This is a genomic window from Comamonas sp. 14P8.1.4, from assembly GCF_057799285.1.
In genome coordinates this window covers 24,760-41,244 of sequence record NZ_JBYOKN010000017.1, presented here as the reverse complement: position 1 = coordinate 41,244, position 16,485 = coordinate 24,760, and the positions used below count along the sequence as shown (strand labels likewise).

16 protein-coding genes and 1 pseudogene are annotated in these 16,485 nt (G+C 58.1%); 6 read left to right on the top strand and 11 right to left on the bottom strand.

Annotated elements, in window-relative coordinates; all coding sequences use genetic code 11:
- The coding region (locus tag AC27VO_RS15960; RefSeq protein WP_488667701.1) for a tyrosine-type recombinase/integrase at positions 1–1,145 on the bottom strand (1,145 nt) is incomplete at its 3' end.
- A gap of 525 nt (positions 1,146–1,670) precedes the next feature.
- Positions 1,671–1,958 (bottom strand): annotated as a pseudogene (rbp, locus tag AC27VO_RS15955) (RNA-binding regulator); the annotation flags it as partial.
- A 581-nt stretch (positions 1,959–2,539) separates the two neighbouring features.
- Here rbp and AC27VO_RS15950 point away from each other — a divergent pair.
- The 5 genes from AC27VO_RS15950 (at position 2,540) to AC27VO_RS15930 (ending at position 6,199) form a co-directional block, all read left to right on the top strand.
- Positions 2,540–2,758: a hypothetical protein gene (locus AC27VO_RS15950; protein ID WP_488667700.1), complete on the top strand. Its 219-nt coding sequence runs from the start codon at positions 2,540–2,542 to the stop codon at positions 2,756–2,758.
- Between the two features lie 47 nt (positions 2,759–2,805).
- The gene (infA, locus tag AC27VO_RS15945; protein WP_488667699.1) at positions 2,806–3,069 is read left to right on the top strand and encodes a translation initiation factor IF-1; all 264 of its coding nucleotides are present in this window, start codon (positions 2,806–2,808) and stop codon (positions 3,067–3,069) included.
- Between the two features lie 46 nt (positions 3,070–3,115).
- On the top strand, positions 3,116–3,367 hold the full coding sequence (locus AC27VO_RS15940) for an RNA recognition motif domain-containing protein (RefSeq protein WP_488667698.1): 252 nt from the start codon (positions 3,116–3,118) through the stop codon (positions 3,365–3,367).
- 494 nt (positions 3,368–3,861) lie between these two features.
- Positions 3,862–4,359: an ESPR domain-containing protein gene (locus tag AC27VO_RS15935; protein WP_488667697.1), complete on the top strand. Its 498-nt coding sequence runs from the start codon at positions 3,862–3,864 to the stop codon at positions 4,357–4,359.
- On the top strand, positions 4,295–6,199 hold the full coding sequence (locus tag AC27VO_RS15930) for an autotransporter family protein (protein WP_488667696.1): 1,905 nt from the start codon (positions 4,295–4,297) through the stop codon (positions 6,197–6,199). Before AC27VO_RS15935 ends, AC27VO_RS15930 begins: the two co-directional genes overlap by 65 nt.
- A 427-nt stretch (positions 6,200–6,626) precedes the next feature.
- Here AC27VO_RS15930 and AC27VO_RS15925 read toward each other — a convergent pair whose 3' ends face one another.
- The gene (locus AC27VO_RS15925; protein WP_488667695.1) at positions 6,627–7,361 is read right to left on the bottom strand and encodes an SDR family oxidoreductase; all 735 of its coding nucleotides are present in this window, start codon (positions 7,359–7,361) and stop codon (positions 6,627–6,629) included.
- A 114-nt stretch (positions 7,362–7,475) separates the two neighbouring features.
- Here AC27VO_RS15925 and AC27VO_RS15920 point away from each other — a divergent pair, with 114 nt between their 5' ends.
- Positions 7,476–8,426: a LysR family transcriptional regulator gene (locus AC27VO_RS15920; RefSeq protein WP_488667694.1), complete on the top strand. Its 951-nt coding sequence runs from the start codon at positions 7,476–7,478 to the stop codon at positions 8,424–8,426.
- Between the two features lie 56 nt (positions 8,427–8,482).
- Here the strand turns inward: AC27VO_RS15920 and AC27VO_RS15915 are convergent, their stop codons facing one another.
- From AC27VO_RS15915 to AC27VO_RS15880, 8 genes are all read right to left on the bottom strand, one after another.
- Positions 8,483–8,977, bottom strand: coding sequence for a hypothetical protein (locus AC27VO_RS15915; protein ID WP_488667693.1), 495 nt, complete (start codon positions 8,975–8,977; stop codon positions 8,483–8,485).
- Between the two features lie 263 nt (positions 8,978–9,240).
- The gene (locus tag AC27VO_RS15910; protein WP_488667692.1) at positions 9,241–10,221 is read right to left on the bottom strand and encodes a Bug family tripartite tricarboxylate transporter substrate binding protein; all 981 of its coding nucleotides are present in this window, start codon (positions 10,219–10,221) and stop codon (positions 9,241–9,243) included.
- Between the two features lie 339 nt (positions 10,222–10,560).
- The gene (locus AC27VO_RS15905) at positions 10,561–11,319 is read right to left on the bottom strand and encodes an SDR family NAD(P)-dependent oxidoreductase (RefSeq protein WP_488667691.1); all 759 of its coding nucleotides are present in this window, start codon (positions 11,317–11,319) and stop codon (positions 10,561–10,563) included.
- Between the two features lie 176 nt (positions 11,320–11,495).
- The gene (locus AC27VO_RS15900) at positions 11,496–12,197 is read right to left on the bottom strand and encodes an ABC transporter ATP-binding protein (RefSeq protein ID WP_488667703.1); all 702 of its coding nucleotides are present in this window, start codon (positions 12,195–12,197) and stop codon (positions 11,496–11,498) included.
- A 19-nt stretch (positions 12,198–12,216) separates the two neighbouring features.
- Complete coding sequence (gene livG, locus AC27VO_RS15895) at positions 12,217–12,987, bottom strand: high-affinity branched-chain amino acid ABC transporter ATP-binding protein LivG (RefSeq protein ID WP_488667690.1); 771 nt, start codon at positions 12,985–12,987, stop codon at positions 12,217–12,219.
- Positions 12,988–13,025: 38 nt separating this feature from the next.
- On the bottom strand, positions 13,026–14,273 hold the full coding sequence (locus AC27VO_RS15890) for a high-affinity branched-chain amino acid ABC transporter permease LivM (protein WP_488667689.1): 1,248 nt from the start codon (positions 14,271–14,273) through the stop codon (positions 13,026–13,028).
- Positions 14,273–15,199 carry a high-affinity branched-chain amino acid ABC transporter permease LivH gene (gene livH / locus AC27VO_RS15885; RefSeq protein ID WP_488667688.1) on the bottom strand — a complete coding sequence of 309 codons (927 nt, stop codon included), beginning with the start codon at positions 15,197–15,199 and terminating at the stop codon, positions 14,273–14,275. The genes AC27VO_RS15890 and livH overlap by 1 nt, the downstream gene beginning before the upstream one ends.
- A gap of 105 nt (positions 15,200–15,304) precedes the next feature.
- Complete coding sequence (locus tag AC27VO_RS15880) at positions 15,305–16,429, bottom strand: high-affinity branched-chain amino acid ABC transporter substrate-binding protein (RefSeq protein ID WP_488667687.1); 1,125 nt, start codon at positions 16,427–16,429, stop codon at positions 15,305–15,307.
- Between the last annotated feature and the right edge of the window lie 56 nt (positions 16,430–16,485).

Here is a 16,485-nt window from a genome sequence, read left to right as displayed (position 1 = left end):
TCCATTGCTTCGCGTACCGGATCAATCCACAGCCGGTCATAAGTCTTTGTGGTGTCTAGCGACTTGTGGTTGAGCGACTTCCCAATGATCGACAGGTTGGCTCCGCTACCTGCCATCCAGGCACCGAATGTGCGTCGCAGATCATGAAGCCGCACGTCTTCGATGCCAGCTTTCTTGCGGATCGTGTCCCACGCGCGCTTGGGCTCGACCAGATGGCCTTTTGCTCCAGTGCTGGGGAAAACGAACTCGCTGTTGGCTGCGCCGGGGTCTGCTTTGCGTGCCTTAAGGATTTCCAGCGCTTGAGGCAGCAGCGGGATGGTCTGAGGCTCGCCGTTCTTTGTCTCGGGGATCAGCCATTCGTTGCGGACGAGGCTGATTTGGTCCCAGCGCATCGCCAGCACGTTGGAGCGGCGCGCACCAGTGACCAGGCTCATCTTGATGTAGTCGCGGGCAATAGGGTTCTTACATTCTTCCAGAGCCTTGAAAAGAGCGGGGAGTTCTTCGCGGGTCAGGAAACGCGATCGCTTGTTCTCCTTGTTGCGCCGGACTCCACGGCACGGGTTCAGCCCCGAATAGAGTTCAGCGCGAACGGCCTCGCTAAAGACGCTGCTAATCAGGGCCAAGACGCGATTGGCGGTGATGGGATGCTCTTCCGTGATCTTGTTGAAGACTGCCTTAACTTCCCCGATACCGATCTCGGACAGACGGTGGTTTGCGAGGTTGACGCCGTACTTCCGGTTCGACAGGTACTTGGTGAACTTGGCCAAGTCCTCCTTGTGTGTTTTCTTTCGCGGTCTGCTGTGTTGCTCGTAGTACAGCTTGAACATCTCGCCGAAGGTGATCTCCGCACGCTGCTGGCGCTTCTTGTCGGCAGGGTTACTGCCCAGCGCCACCTTGCCGTTGTGCTCAATGGCCTTGGTTCGCGCTTCGTCCACTGTAAGGTCGGTGGTACGCCCGATCTTGATGCGTTCGGGGCGACGGTTGATCTTTTTATACAGAACGTAGGTTTTGACGCCGCTGGAACCAACACCAACCGCCAAGCCGGAGACCTTGGTGTCGTAGTAATACTTCCAACCGGACTCGGGAAGAGGGAGGCTGTCTATGCTTGCTTTGGTGAAATTGATGCGGTTCGTGGGGCTTGTCATGGTGGTCAAAAACCGTCGTGACCAGCGACCGTCGGATGGATGTTTGTTGCTACTGAATTGCTACTGGACAAGCTAATTGCTACCAAATTTCTACCATCTGAACTGATCTTGTATGACGGTTTAAAAGCTTTGTTGATTCAATTTTTCATTATAAATCAATTGGTTATTATGAAGATTGACCGTTGATGACTTAGTGTGATGCTATGGTTTTTGTGACTTTTAATCCGTTGGTCGCGAGTTCGAATCTCGCAGGACCCACCAAAGATTACAGCCCCATGCAGCAATGCATGGGGCTTTTCTTTTGTGGGTTTGCGGTTTTTCCCAGCCAAGCAAAGGCGTTCTGCGGCGTCTTGGTGGCCTGATCGCTCAGTCAGTGCCCTGAGGGGGCCGGCTAAGTAGGTCGGAAATTACGCCGAAATCCACAGATAAGCAAAAAAGCCCGCATGGAAACTTCCACGTGGGCTTTTTGAATTTTCACAGTATGTGAAAAAGTTCTTGGCGCAGAGCTGTTTAGTAGCGGTTGCGATCGTTGCGGTAGCCGCCGCTGAATCCCGATGGACGCTCTTCGCGAGGGCGTGCAACATTGACCATCATGTTGCGGCCGCTCCAAGGCTGCTCATTCAACCCAGCAATTGCGGCTTGCGCTTCTTGTTCTGTAGACATTTCCACAAATCCAAAACCTTTGGAGCGACCGGTGTCGCGTTCCATCATGACTTTGGCAGAGGTGACTTGTCCAAACTGTGAAAATTGCTGCTCCAAGTCAGCATCACGTACGGCGTAAGAGAGGTTGCCTACGTAGAGTTTGGTGTTCATTGCTTGCTTTCAAAAACCACCTATGCAGCATCCACTGCGATAGGTTGAGATCAGATCCACCATGATTCCCGCCAAGGTGGATTGAGAAGTGACGACGCTAGGACTCTCCAGAAGTAGTCAGCGTGTTTGTCGAGATGTTGGAACGTACTGTCCATGTAGGCTTGGGCTCACTTGCATTGGCAACGGCCTGCCTTTAACAAGATGCCGGTAACGGGGATGTGGCATCTGGGGGCAGTGTATGTGAACCAGCCCATCCGCGTGCTTTGGGATATCTTGACCTTCCAACGGGAGCGGTACTAGGGGCATGGCGCTGGCCGCTAGTGTGATTGTGAGATGGCGGATATACTGTTTTTCTGCACTAAATTTGTTGTTCGCCCACTCTAGTGCGTGACTGGCCCCTTTCAGCCCCTTGGCTGCGGGAAGTTCCCTTCGACTGATATCGAAGCGCGTGACGGCCACACTCCACGGCGAATTCTTGCAGGCATCTTCTTGGCCTGCACTCTCATTGCCCTCTACAAGGGCACCTTCCTTTTTTTCTGACGACAGTGTCACTGCGGGTGACCAAGCTCGTCCATATTTCCATGCTGCAACAAAAAATCAAAGAGCAGGTGGGCAACTACGTTGTTACACCATTCAGTCACATAGACGTTTCGGGTCAGTTTTCCTCATCCGTTTCAATCCGACGCGGCATGTACGACCGCATCTTTCGCTTTATTCCACAGTTTGATAGCGAAACACTGGCTAACAGCTACGCATTGGCGCAGGCACGCACGATGGTGTTGTCTAACCAACTTAATTAAGCGCGTGCATACGGCACACGTTGTGAATCCACTGACACAGGAGACTCATGTCCAAAGAAGAACTCATTGAAATGCAAGGCCGTGTTGAAGAGGTATTGCCTGATTCGCGTTTTCGCGTCGTTCTGGAGAACGGACACCAACTGATTGCTTACTCCGGCGGCAAGATGCGCAAGCACCGCATTCGAGTTCTGGCAGGTGACAAGGTGACGGTTGAAATGTCACCGTATGACCTGAATAAAGGGCGCGTGACTTTCCGCCACCTGGAAACGCGCTCCAGCAATTTCGGCGCACCTAAGCGCCGCCCCAACTAAGCACTTTTGTCTTGGCTCGCCAGCCCATTTTTTCGGAAAGCACACCATGCAAAACAAGCTTTATGTCAGCAACCTCGCTTTTTCCATTGACAGCGATGCTTTGCGCAAGCTGTTTACCAACTACGGCACCGTGACATCGTCTCAGGTCATTTTGGATCGTGACACGGGCCGCTCGCGCGGATTCGCGTTCGTCGAAATGTCCACGCCCGAAGCGGCGGCTGCTGCCGTTCAGGGCCTGCATGGTCAACCGACGGAGGGTCGTTCTTTGAATGTCGCTATTGCACGCGAACGCAACTGACTGTGCCCCCGCATTGAAAACCCCTGCCAGTGCAAACCGGCAGGGGTTTTTTACATGCAGAATTTGAATGAAATAGGCCTCTAGCGCTTATACAGCAATCGCTAGATGCTATTCAATTAATCGCGCATCACATCACAGTGTTGGGTGGCAAGGGCGGCCAACTGCGTGTTGGTGGGCGCAATGTCGTGCTGGATGATGTAGCGGGTCAGCGCGGTCATGGGTGCAACCCTCTGCCCGTCAACCCGCTGCTGACCGCTGATCCACCCAGGTTCACCACGGGCGGGGCTGCTGACTTCGTAGAGTCTTCAAAGTTTGTAGCGCCAAAGCTACAGGCAATGACTGCTGCAGCCTGATTGCCAAAAATTATCGTTGGCTTGGTTTGGTAAGTTTGTTTAGCATCTGTATCAATTTAGAACTTTCTGCTGTCAGGCGGCTGCGCGACTGTGCGAGCACGCTTGGCAGCACCCATACGTTGACGTGCTAAGGATTCGCTGATGAACCACATTTACCGCTCCATCTGGAACGCCGCGCTGGGCTGCTGGGTGGCAGGCCCTGAAACAGCACGTGCCGCCGCTGGCGGTGGGCATAAACACTGCGTGCTACAGGCCACAGTGACCAATGCGTTTGCCGGTTTTCAGGGTGCGCGCTGGCAGCCCACAGCGCTGTGTTTGGCCGCACTGTTGGCATGTGCAGGCGTGCAAGAGGCATCAGCAGTCTCGCTTACGGTTGGGGCTGGAGTCAGTGAAACTATTGCCAATTCTAGAAACTACGATGGTGGGACTATCGATCCTACCGGTGAACTCAACATTATCAGTAGTGGCACGCTGACCAACGCTGGCTGGTTTGTCAATTATGGGGCCCTGCGCAACGAGTCTGGCGCTACGCTGACCAATAATGCGAACATGCAAATAATGTCTGGCGCCACACATGACCAATGTTGGCGTGCTGACCAATACTGTGAGCATGGTCAATGGTGGCGTGCTGACAAATAATGGGGATCTGACGTCTAACGCTCTGCTGATAAACGAGCATACGCTGATCAACGAGTCTGGCGCTGAGCTGACTAACAATCGCGAGCTGCTCAGTATTGGGGGGGTGACCAACAAGGGCACGCTGACCAACGCCACCAATAGCACGCTGATCAACGCCACCAATGCCACGCTGACCAATGCGTCGGGTGGCACGCTAGTTAATCATGGCGACTTAGAGTTAAGGTTCGGCAGTACATTCGAGAACTACGGCACGTTGAGGGGGACTGGCACTGTCAAAGGCAGTTTCACGACGCTGGCTGGCAGCACCATAGCGCCAGGTGGGGTAGATAACGATCGCCCCTACGATCCGCTGAAGGTGGATGGTGACCTGACGATGGCGTCTGGCTCCACACTACAGGTACGGGTGGATCCATCCACAACCCAAGCCAGCTTGCTGAAAGTTAACGGTATAGCCACCCTGACAGGCAGCAGCGTGCAGCATGTGGGCAATGTCGTTAAAGCAGCCTCTGATTTTCAAACGGGTGTGACTTACACGATCTTGACGGCCTATCAGATCAACGGCCGATTCCAATCTGTTGCGACGAATTACGCATATCTGAATGCAACGCTCGGCTATCTGGATAGTGGGCAGGTTGTCACCGATCCGGCGCTGGATGCCACCGATGTCACTCTGACGCTGCAGCGCAAGGCCAATGTGGGTTTTGCCGATCAGGCAGGCACCACCAATCAGGTGGCTGCAGCCAATGCGATTGAAATCTTGCCCAGCAGCCATCCCGTACATCAGTACATTGCAACTTTGCCAGCTGGGGCGCCAGCGGCAGCGTTCAATAGCCTGTCTGGTGATTCACACGCCAACTGGCAATCTGGCTTGCAGGCATTAAGTGCCCGTGCAGCAGGCTTGGGGGCGCAGCGCATGCACAGCAACCTGACGGCTGGTTACCGCCCAGGCGCTGCCATTGCACAGTCTGATGGCCCTTTGCCAGCATCGGCCTGGCCCACATCGAAAGCACTGCCTGCATGGGCGGAGGTGGTGGGCCACCGCCAAAGCGTAGATGGTGATGGCAACGCCGCCAAGTTGACGCAAAACGTGTACGGCCTGTTTGTGGGGGCTGATGAGGAAGTGGGTCGCAATGGCTGGCGCGTGGGTGGCTCGCTGGGCTTTACCACGGCAGATGCCAAGGTGAAGGCGCGTGATGCATCGGCAGACACCAAGAGCTACAGCGCATCGGTCTACACCGGCAAGGGGTTTAGGCACGGCATGCATCGTGTGAACGTGATGGGTGGTTTGGCGTATACGCACCACCGCATCAGCAGCGAACGCAGCGTGGCGGGCTTGGGCCAGAACCTCAAGGCCAAGTACAGCGCCAACACGCTGCAGTTGTTTGGTGAAGTGGGTTACGCCATGGGGCAGTACAGCAAGCAGGGGGTGGAGCCGTTTGCCGGCATCAACATCACGCAGCAGCGCGTGGGCAGCTTCCAGGAAACAGGTGGCTTTGCCGCACTGCGCGGCAGCAGCAGCAATGACACCACCACCAGCACCACGCTGGGCGTGCGGGCACACAGTGACATCAAGCTGGCAGGCAAAGATGCCCGCCTCAAAGGTACTTTGGGCTGGCGCCACGCCTTTGGTGATGTGAAGCGAACGGCCACCATGGCGTTTGAAGGCAGCAGCAGCTTTACCATGACGGGCGCACCACTGGCGCGCAACACGGCGCTGGTGGGCCTGCAAGCCGAGGTGGAACTAAGCCGCCGCGCAGCACTGGAGCTGGGCTACCAAGGCGAATATGGCAGTGGCACGCGTGAGCACGCAGTGAATGTGAAGATGCGCTGGGCGTATTAAGCCTTACTGCCTGAGCGCAACCCACCAAACCCCTGCCAGTGCAAACCGGCAGGGGTTTTTTTACATGAAAAATTTAAATGAAATAGGCGTTTAGCGCTTATGCAGTAAGCGCTAGTAGCTATTAAATTCAAATATTAAACTACCCGCACATCACACAAACACAGTGCGGAATGCGCCGGGTGGCCGGGTTTGCCGCTGCTGCCCATGTGGGGTGGCATGGGGGCTACCAATGACAGCTAACCGCCGCAGCGATGAAAGTTGCAGCGGATTTGCTGTTTGATGGCCACGACAGGAATATCTACGCCGGCCAGCAAGCACGCTGGAAACTGCTGGGGCGGCTGCAGGCGTGTTCAGTGACTGACGTGCGTGCCTGGCCCTCTGGCAGTGCAGCCATGCTGCGCTTGAAGTGGATCAGCGCTTCGCAGGTTCAGTGCGGGCTGGCAGTAGGGCGGACAATGATTTCGCTGGTATCCACATCTGCGGGCTGTGAGATAGCGAAGAGGATGGCGCGGGCTACGGCCGATGCGCTGATGGCAACCTTTCGAAACTCTTTCATGGTTTGGCGGCCTGTTGCATCCGAGATGGTTTCTGCCAATTCCGACTCTGTGACGCCGGGGCTGATGGTGGTGACGCGGATATCTGCGCTTTCTTGGCGCAGCCCCTCTGAGATGGCCCATACGGCATACTTGGTGGCGCAATAGACGGCGGCGGTTGGAGATACCGCGTGGGCGCCGATGGAGGCGATGTTGACCACCTGGCCGTAGCCTTGGCGGCGCATGACAGGCAACACGGCTGCAATGCCATGCAGCACGCCGCGGATGTTGACATCGATCATCCAGTCCCATTCATCGACTTTCAGTGCTGCCAGCGGAGACAGCGGCATGACGCCCGCGTTGTTGATGATGGCGTCAATGCGCCCGAATTGCGCCATGGCGTGGTCTGCAAAAGCTTGCACCTGCGCACGCTCGGTCACATCCAATGCGTGGGCTTCTGCCATACCCCCCGCACGTGCAATATCGGCCACGATGCCGTGCAACTGGTCGATGCGGCGCGCACCCAGCAGCACGGTGGCGCCGCTGGCGGCCAGCAGCCGTGCGGTGGATGCACCAATGCCACTGCTGGCACCGGTAATCAAAATAACTTTGTTGAGTGGGTTGGTCATAGGGAGCTTTCTGCGCGCCAAGGCGGCGGGGGATGGAAAGCCCGAACTGTATGCAGCCCGATTGGATTGGATAAGCCCCCTAATTTCGATCAATTTGGTTAGAGTGTCTAACCAATGAAAGATGAACTCTATTTGCTGCACAGCTTTCTGGCGGTGGCCAAAGCGCAAAGCTTTCGCGCAGCTGCAGACCAGCTGGGCGTGACGCGTTCTGCGGTCAGCCAGGCCATGCGCCGGTTGGAAGACAGCCTGGGTACGACTTTGCTGCATCGCACAACGCGCCATGTTCGCTTGACCGAGGCTGGCCAGGCGCTCTATCAGCAAATCAGCGGGCCTTTGGCGGTGGTGCATGCGGCGCTGGAAGAGGCGGCCCACGATGGACCGGCACGCGGGCTTTTGCGCGTGGCGGTCACCTCGATTGCCGAGCGATTCCTCTCGGGGCCGCTGATCAGCGCCTTTGCCGCAGCCCATCCTGGAATCACCCTGGATATCACGGTGACGGATGATGAGTCAGACATCATTGCGGCGGGATTTGATGCCGGTGTGCGCCTGGGTGAAGTCATTGAGCAAGACATGATTGCCATTCCGTTGACGGGCCCACAGCGGCAAGTGGTGGTGGCTACGCCTGCGTATTTCTCAGCGCATGGAACCCCGCAGCACCCGAATGATCTTTTGGGCCACCGTTGCATTGGCTGGCGCGCTGCGCTGCAGTCTGCGCCTTACCGCTGGGAGTTTCAGGAAAAGGGCCGTGATTTCAGCCTGGCCGTCGCACCCTGCGTGACCACGAACGACATGCTGCTGATGATTCGCACCGCGCTGGCGGATGGCGGCATCACCATGGGCATGCAAGAAACCTTTGCGCCATACCTGGAGCGCGGGCAGCTGGTGTCTGTTTTGGACCGCTATTTGCCGGAATTCCCAGGCTTTTATTTGTATTACGCCAGCCGCCGCAACCAGCCGCGCAAGCTGCGCGCCTTGATTGAGCATGTGATTGCCTGGCCGCAGAGCGCTGGCGCGGGGCTCCCTCAGCCAGCCGATCACGGCGCACACATCGGTCAGCGTATCTAGCACGTGCACCGATCAGCGTTGCGCTCGCACCCAGGTCGCCAGGGTGTTGGGTGCAGCTAGCCCATGTGGGGGGATGCCGCCGAGGTGTCGAGCTGCAACACATTGGCGGCGAACTGGCGCACCGAGCGCACAAAGGCAGGGCGGTCAATTTTTTCATCGGGCATGATGGCGCGGTGCAGGGCGCCGTCCAGCCCGTGAAAAATCAGTGAGGCGGACAGCGTATACGCGGCGGCAGCGCTAGGTTGTGGCGCTGGCAGGTTGTGTTCCATCGAACGCAGCAGCCGCTGCAAGATGCGCTCGTCAGACTGTTTGCACAGCGCCAGCGCTGGGGCATCTGCTGAGCCATAGACCAGCCGGTGCAGCGCTGTGTGCTCCAGTGCGTGGTGCGTCAGCCGCTCAATCAGCTGCAGGATGTGTGCAGGGTCGGGCTGCTGTGCTGCTGCACCACTTGCGCGGCTGGGATTGGGATCTGTGGCAGCGTCCCGTGCGGGTGCTGCTGCACAACCGCCAGTTGCAGCAGGTGGCGGACCGCACCATGACTTGGCAAGCACTGATCGCGCTGCGCGCCGGCACGCACCATGACTTGGCAAGCACTGATCGCGCTGCGCGCCGGCACGCACCTGCCAGAGCACACTGCGCAATTGCAGGCTTGGGCCCGTCAGGCCGTGGGTGAGGCGCCGCCGTAGCCACCTGCCGCGCCTGCGTGGCTGCACCATGAAAAAAGCCCGACTCCTGCGAGCCGGGCTTTTTTTGGAGTGAAAACTGCCTTTGGCGCTGATGTAGCCAGCGCTGACAGCTATCAATTAGTTATCCATTACTGGATGCTGGCACCAGACGCTTCCACCACAGCCTTGGAGTTGGTGAAGTCGGTACGGTACATCTTGTCGAATTCCGCAATGCTCATGGCCTTGGGCTCTGCGCCCTGAGCCAGGATGGCTTCTTGCACTTCGCGCGAGGCCAGCAGCTTGTTCACTTCCGCATTCATTTTGGCGGCGATGTCCGCTGGTGTACCCGCAGGCATGAACAGACCGTACCAGGTGCTGACGTCAAAGCCCTTCATGCCTTGCTCTTGCATGGTGGGCACATCGGGCAAAGAAGTGGCGCGCTGGGCCGAGGTCACAGCCAGAGGGCGCAGCTTGCCTGCCTTGATCTGGCTGATGGCCGAAGGAATGGAGGAGACCAGCAGATCCACGTTGCCGGAAATTGCGTCCATCAAAGCGGGGTTGGAGCCCTTGTAGGGCACGTGCGTCAGTTGGATGCCCGCTGCCTTTTCGAACATGTGGCCCGCAATGTGAATGCTGGTGCCATTGCCGGGCGAGCCGTAGGTCACCTTGTTGGGGCTGGCCTTGGCGGCAGCAATCACGTCGGCCATGGACTTGTAGGGCGAGTTGACGCTGGTGGCGATGATGACCGGGGTGTAGGCCACGTGGGCCACTGGGGTCAGATCCTTGGTGGGGTTCCAGGGCAGGTTCTTGTACAGATAGGGGCCCAGGATCAGGTTGTCCTTTTGGCCCATGACCATGTCGTAGCCCGTGGCGGGGGATTTGACGGCTTCGGAAATACCGATGGTGCCGCCCGCGCCGGCCTTGTTCTCAGGAACGACCGTCCACTTGGTGGCTTCGGTCAGCTTGTTGGCCACCACGCGCGACAGGATGTCGGTGCCGCCTCCTGGAGGAAATGGAATCACCAGGCGGATGGGTTTGCTGGGATATTGGCTGGCGCTTTCGGCCAAGGCGGGTGCTGCAACACCTGCAGCCAAAGCCAATGTGGTGCAGGTGATCAGTTTGCGGTACATGAAGGTCTCCAAAAACACAGATATCTAAAACAGCCGAGGGTTCTGCCATTGCCATGCAGAACAAGCTCTCGCTTTCGAGCAAATTTGTGGGCCGATTGATGGCACAGGGGTGCTGTACCACCAGGCATGGAGTACCTGTATGTAACCCAGTTTGCGCACAGCCCGTAGGGGTTGCCTACGGGTTGATCACGGTCTGCGGCATCGATCAGATGGCGCAGCGCTGTGTGGCCCACTTGGCACAAACAGGTTCTTGGGATGCCCTGATATTAGCGCTGGAATGCGAAGAATGTGACCAAAGTTAGCAAAAAATGCATTCCGATTCGGCATCTGTGCAGGTAATCAGCTTTGGCGCACATCGGCCAGCACAGGCTGGCCAAAGTCGGGCCGATCCAGCCAGGCCAGCACGCGTGCAGCAGCTTCCTCGGGCGAGGTGAGGTTGCCGCTGTGCTTCAACCCAGCAAAACGTGCGACATCGGGGAATGCAGCTTCGCTGGCGCTGCGCAGCTGCAGCTGCATGTCGGTGTCAATCACGCCGGGTGCCAGTGCGCAGACCTTGGCGCCGTTGGGTTTGGCGGCTTCGTCCAGCGCAACGGACAGCGAGAAATTGTCCATGCCGGCCTTGGCCGCGCAGTAGGTGGCTTGCGAAGCAATGGCGCGGCGGCCGAGCCCGGAGGAGACGTTGAGCACCTGGCGTGGAATGTCCCAATGCTCCGTCGCCTGCAAAAAGGCGGAGGTCAGCAGCATGGGGGCTTCCAGCCCCACGCGCAGGGCCTGGCTGATGGCGTTCCAGTCGCTGCTGGACAGCGGGGCAATCGGTGGGATGGCGCCCGCATTGTTGATCAGCACCACGCGCTCAAAGTCGGCTGCGCTGTGGGTGCCCAGCCAGGTGCGCAGTTGCTCGGCGGCGGCAGCGGGTGCTGCCAGGTCGTGCTGCCACTGTTCCAAATTGGCCTGGTGGGCAACGGCCAGTGGCTCCAGATCGGCATTGCGCTGGCGCGCCATGGTCAGCAGGTGGTGGCCCTGGCTGAGGATTTGCTGTGCCATGGCCAGACCCATGCCACGCGAGCCGCCGGTGAGGATGTAGAGCTGAGGTTTCATGCCCACCATCGTACCGTGCGCAACGCGGCGGCTGGTGTTCAATGTGGCTGGGGTGGCTGCTTGGTTGTGTATAAAAAAAGAGCTGCTAGCGACCGTCTTTGTTTGCTTTCAGCCTCTTTATATGCTGAAAGCATTCATTGACAAGCGCTGGCAGCTCTTGTTTTTGCGCAGGTGCTTTATCCGCCCAGGTAGGCCTTGCGCACGGCGTCGTTCTTGAGCAGATTGGCACCTGTGTCTTCCAGCACCAGCTTGCCGGTTTCCAGCACATAGCCCCGGTCGGCAATTTGCAGGGCGCGGTTGGCGTTTTGCTCCACCAGGAAGACGGTCACGCCTTCGTTGCGGATGGTCTGAATGATGTCAAAAATCTGCGCAATGATGAGTGGGGCCAGGCCCAGCGTGGGCTCGTCCATCAGCAGCAGACGCGGCTTGGACATCAGCGCGCGGCCAATGGCCAGCATTTGCTGCTCGCCGCCCGACATGGTGCCGGCGCGCTGGTGGGCACGCTCTTTCAGGCGCGGGAACAGGTGGAACACGTGCTCGATGCCCGACTCAATGTCTGACTTTTGCAGGAAGAAGCCGCCCATCTGCAGGTTTTCCACGACGGTGAGGTCGGGGAAAATCCGGCGCCCCTCGGGCGAGATGGCAATGCCACGCTGCATGATGTGGTGCGTGGGCAGGTGGGTGATGTCCTCGCCCTCGAAGTGGATGGTGCCACTGGTCGCACGTGGATTGCCGCACACTGTCATCAGCAGCGAGGTTTTGCCTGCGCCGTTGGAGCCGATCAGGCTGACGATCTCGCCCTTGTTCACATGCAAAGACACCTGGTTGACGGCGCAGATGGAGCCGTAATGGGTGCTGATGTGCTGCAGGCTGAGCATGGGGGTTGTTGCTGTCATCTCAGGCCTCTCCCAGGTAGGCCTTGATGACCCGCTCATTGTTTCTCACTTCATCCGGTGTGCCATGGGCAATGGGCTTGCCATATTCCATGACGGTGATGCGCTCTGAGACGCCCATCACCAGGCCCATATCGTGCTCGATCAGCAAAATGGCCACGCCATACTGGTCACGCAACTGGCGAATCAGCGCTTGCAGATCCAGTTTTTCCTGGGGGTTCAGACCGGCGGCGGGCTCGTCGAGCATGAGCACCTTGGGGTCGGTGATCATGCAGCGCGCAATCTCCAGACGGCGCTGGTGGCCATAGGCCAGGTTGCCCGCTTCGCGGTTGGCGAATTCGCGCAGGCCCATATAGTCCAGCCAGTGCAGGCTGCGCTCGATCACCTCGGCCTCTTTGCGGCGAAAGCTCGGTGTGTTGAACAGGCCTGACAGCACCGAACCGCGTGTTTTCTGGTGCTGTGCCACCAGCAGGTTCTCCAGCGCTGTCATGCGCTTGAACAGGCGCACGTTCTGGAAAGTACGCACCACGCCTTTGCGTGCCACGGTGTGGCTGCCCAGACCGGCGATGCTTTCGCCTTGCAGCACAACGCTGCCGCTGGTGGGGGTGTAGAAGCCGCTGATGCAGTTGAAAACAGTGGTTTTACCGGCCCCGTTGGGGCCGATGATGGCGAGAATTTGTTTCTCGCTCAGTTCAAGATTGACGCCATCGACCGCGAGCAAACCGCCAAAGCGCATGCTCAGGTCTTTCACGTCCAATAAATGGCTGCTATGCATGCTGGAATTTCTTCTTCAATGTGTGCATGGGATGGAGGTCAAGCGCTGCGCTTGGGCGGCACTGCCACATGGGGGCGGGTGACAGGGAACAGGCCCTGCGGGCGCCACACCATCATCAAGATCATGACCAGGCCAAAAATCATCATGCGGTATTCGGAGAACTCACGGGCCAGCTCGGGCAGCACCGTGATCAAGATGGCCGCCACAATCACACCCATTTGAGAGCCCATACCTCCCAGCACCACAATGGCCAGGATCAGCGCGGACTCAATGAAGGTGAAGGATTCGGGGTTCACAATGCCTTGGCGTGCTGCAAAGAAAGCGCCGCCAAAACCTGCAAACATGGCCCCCAGGGTGAAGGCGGATAGCTTGATGTGCATGGGGTTCAGGCCCAGCGAGCGGCAAGCGATCTCGTCTTCACGCAAAGCTTCCCAGGCGCGCCCGATTGGCATGCGAATCAGGCGGTTGGAGATCCACAGCGTGACAATCGCCAGCATCAGCGCCATCAGGTACAGGAAGATGACCATGTGCACGGAGCTGAACTCCAGACCCATGAGTTGGTGGAAAGTGGTGCCACCTTCGACGCTGGGGTTGCGGGTCATCTCAAAACCCAGCACGGTGGGCTTGGGAATGCCGGAGATACCGTCAGGACCGCCGGTCCAGTCGTTCAGGTTGATGAGCAGCAGGCGAATGATTTCACCAAAGCCCAGGGTCACGATGGCCAGGTAGTCACCGCGCAGGCGCAGCACGGGAAAGCCCAGCACAAAGCCGAACAAGGCCGAGGCGGCACCTGCCAGTGGCAGTGCTTCCCAGAATGACCAGCCTGCCCAGTGGAACAGCAGGGCGTAGGTATAGGCACCGACGGCGTAAAAGCCGACAAAGCCCAGATCCAGCAAGCCGGCAAAGCCCACCACAATGTTCAGGCCCAGCCCCAGCATGACGTAAATCATGGCGAGGGTGGCGATGTCCACCGCATTGCGGCCCGCAAAGAACGGCCAGGACACGGCCATCAGCAGCGCCGCAAACATGAGGGCGTTGCGCAGCTTGGGTGAGATGTCAGGAATGCGCGGCAGGCGAATGCCACGGGTTGCGCCCTTGAGTGCAGGTTTGAGCAATTGCACGGCAAAGACGATCAGCGATGCCCAGAGCACATAGCTCCAGTGCGGCTCCAGGCTCATTTGCCCGCCCACGCGCTCCAGTTGCAGACCAAAAATAGGGGTAACGACCAGGGCGGTGATGACGGCAGCCATCAACGCCGGGCCAAGGTTCAGGAGAAGGCGCTGCATCAGACTTTCTCCACTTCAGGCTTGCCCAGCAGACCTGTGGGGCGGAACAGCAAAATCAGCACCAGCAGGCTGAATGCCACGATGTCTTTGTACTCCGAGGAGATATAGGCAGCAGCCAGGGTTTCGGCCACGCCCAGCAACACGCCGCCGAGCATGGCGCCGGGAATGCTGCCAATGCCGCCCAGCACGGCTGCGGTAAAGGCCTTGATGCCAGCGATAAAGCCAATGAAGGGGTTGAGCTTGCCCACGGCCAGTGCAATCAGCACCCCGCCGACGGCGGCCAGCATGGCGCCCAAGATGAAGGTGAAAGAAATCACACGGTTGGTGTTAATGCCCAGCAGGCTGGCCATGTGCATGTCTTGCGAGCAGGCGCGCGAGGCGCGGCCCATGCGCGAATGCTTGATGTAGAGCGTGAGCAAAATCATCAGCACCACCGCAACCGCAATGATCAGAATGCGGGTGTAGGGCACAAAGACTTCAAAGCCATTGCCCATTTCAAACTGGAAAGCACCGGGCAGCAGCGAAGGCACGGCCATGTCGCGCGCACCTTGGCCCAGGGCGACCCAGTTTTGCAAAAAGATGGACATACCGATGGCCGAGATCAAAGCCACCAGGCGCGGGCTGTTGCGCACGGGCTTGTAGGCCACTTGTTCCACGGCAAAGCCGTAGATGCCGGTGATGACAACGGCCACGATCAGCATCAGGCCGATCACCATCCAGATAGGAACGGCGCCTTGGATGCCGACGGCCGAGAGGGTGACCAAACCGACATAGGCGCCAATCATGTAGATATCGCCGTGCGCAAAATTGATCATGCCGATGATGCCGTAGACCATGGTATAGCCAATGGCGATCAGGGCGTAAATGGCTCCCAGAGAGAGGCCATTGAATAGCTGTTGTATCAGCTGAGGGAGAAAGTCATTCATGTGCGCGAGGACCTAGCGAAATGAAAAGGCGCAGCAAAGCAAGCTGTGAACTGAAAAGCCCACAGGCTTAGAAAAAAGCGCTGTGGGCTTGCAACTTGCAATGGATTACTTGGCCGCAGGAGTTTTGCTGCCGTCTTTATGCCATTGGAAAATTTGGAAGTCGAAGGACGTCAGATCGCCTTGCTTGTTCCATGCCACAGGGCCAATCACGGTGTTGATCTTGGCCTTGTGCAGATGGTCTGCCACCTTCTTGGGATCGTCGCCCACGGCCTTGATGCTCTCGGCGATGGCTTGGGTCGCAGCGTAGGCAGTCAGCTGGAATGCGCCGGAAGGATTGCGCTTCTTGTCCTGGAACGCCTTGACGATGGCCGCGTTTTGCGGGTTGGTGGAGAAGTCTGCGGGCAGTGTGACCAGCATGCCTTCTACCGCGTTGCCAGCGATCGCGTTCACTTCAGGGTTGCCCACGCCTTCTGGGCCCATCATGCGCACTTTCAGGCCTTGCTCGGAAGCTTGGCGCAGCAGCAGGCCCATTTCAGGGTGATAGCCGCCGTAGTAGACAAAGTCAACGCCAGCGCTCTTGAGCTTGGTGATGATGGCCGAGTAATCGCTGTCGCCGGCATTGATGCCTTCGAACATGGCAACCTTCATGCCGCCTTTTTCCAGCGTGTCACGCACCGAAGATGCGATGCCCTGGCCATACGACTGCTTGTCGTGCAGCACGGCCACTTTGGCGGGCTTGGCTTTTTCCAAGATGAACTTGGCGGCCGATGGGCCTTGCTGGTCATCGCGACCGATGGTGCGGAAGATGTAGTGGAAGTTCTTGCCTTCCGTCAGTGCTGGCGAAGTGGCCGATGGCGTGACCACCACCACACCTTCGTTGTCATAAATAGGTGCAGCAGCAATGGCGGCGCCTGAGCACACTGGGCCAATCATGTAGCCGATCTTGCTGTTGACCACGCGGTTGGCCGCGACAGGACCTTGCTTGGGCTCGCAAGCGTCATCCACGGTGGTCACTTCGATCTTCTTGCCATTGATGCCACCTGCAGCATTGATCTGTTCGACGGCGGTAGATACGCCTTCCTTGACCATGTCGCCGTACTGCGTCAGGGGGCCGGTGGTTGGGATCACCATGGCGATCTTGATGTTCTGTGCCTGAGCTTGGCTGGCTACGGCTGCACCCAGCAGACCCAAAGTTGCCACTACAGTTTTCAAACGGAACGAAGCGCGCATTGTTGAATGTCCTCTCAGTAAAATTTTTGCACCAAGCACTTGCTGTAGGAGGTCTT

Excerpts from the sequence above, each read along its gene's own strand:
- AC27VO_RS15950 (WP_488667700.1), top strand. The coding sequence starts at position 2,540 with ATGCTGCAACAAAAAATCAAAGAGCAGGTGGGCAACTACGTTGTTACA.
- infA (WP_488667699.1), top strand. The coding sequence starts at position 2,806 with ATGTCCAAAGAAGAACTCATTGAAATGCAAGGCCGTGTTGAAGAGGTA.
- AC27VO_RS15940 (WP_488667698.1), top strand. The coding sequence starts at position 3,116 with ATGCAAAACAAGCTTTATGTCAGCAACCTCGCTTTTTCCATTGACAGC.
- AC27VO_RS15935 (WP_488667697.1), top strand. The coding sequence starts at position 3,862 with ATGAACCACATTTACCGCTCCATCTGGAACGCCGCGCTGGGCTGCTGG.
- AC27VO_RS15930 (WP_488667696.1), top strand. The coding sequence starts at position 4,295 with ATGACCAATGTTGGCGTGCTGACCAATACTGTGAGCATGGTCAATGGT.
- AC27VO_RS15925 (WP_488667695.1), bottom strand. The coding sequence starts at position 7,361 with ATGACCAACCCACTCAACAAAGTTATTTTGATTACCGGTGCCAGCAGT.
- AC27VO_RS15920 (WP_488667694.1), top strand. The coding sequence starts at position 7,476 with ATGAAAGATGAACTCTATTTGCTGCACAGCTTTCTGGCGGTGGCCAAA.
- AC27VO_RS15910 (WP_488667692.1), bottom strand. The coding sequence starts at position 10,221 with ATGTACCGCAAACTGATCACCTGCACCACATTGGCTTTGGCTGCAGGT.
- AC27VO_RS15905 (WP_488667691.1), bottom strand. The coding sequence starts at position 11,319 with ATGAAACCTCAGCTCTACATCCTCACCGGCGGCTCGCGTGGCATGGGT.
- AC27VO_RS15900 (WP_488667703.1), bottom strand. The coding sequence starts at position 12,197 with ATGCTCAGCCTGCAGCACATCAGCACCCATTACGGCTCCATCTGCGCC.
- livG (WP_488667690.1), bottom strand. The coding sequence starts at position 12,987 with ATGCATAGCAGCCATTTATTGGACGTGAAAGACCTGAGCATGCGCTTT.
- AC27VO_RS15890 (WP_488667689.1), bottom strand. The coding sequence starts at position 14,273 with ATGCAGCGCCTTCTCCTGAACCTTGGCCCGGCGTTGATGGCTGCCGTC.
- livH (WP_488667688.1), bottom strand. The coding sequence starts at position 15,199 with ATGAATGACTTTCTCCCTCAGCTGATACAACAGCTATTCAATGGCCTC.
- AC27VO_RS15880 (WP_488667687.1), bottom strand. The coding sequence starts at position 16,429 with ATGCGCGCTTCGTTCCGTTTGAAAACTGTAGTGGCAACTTTGGGTCTG.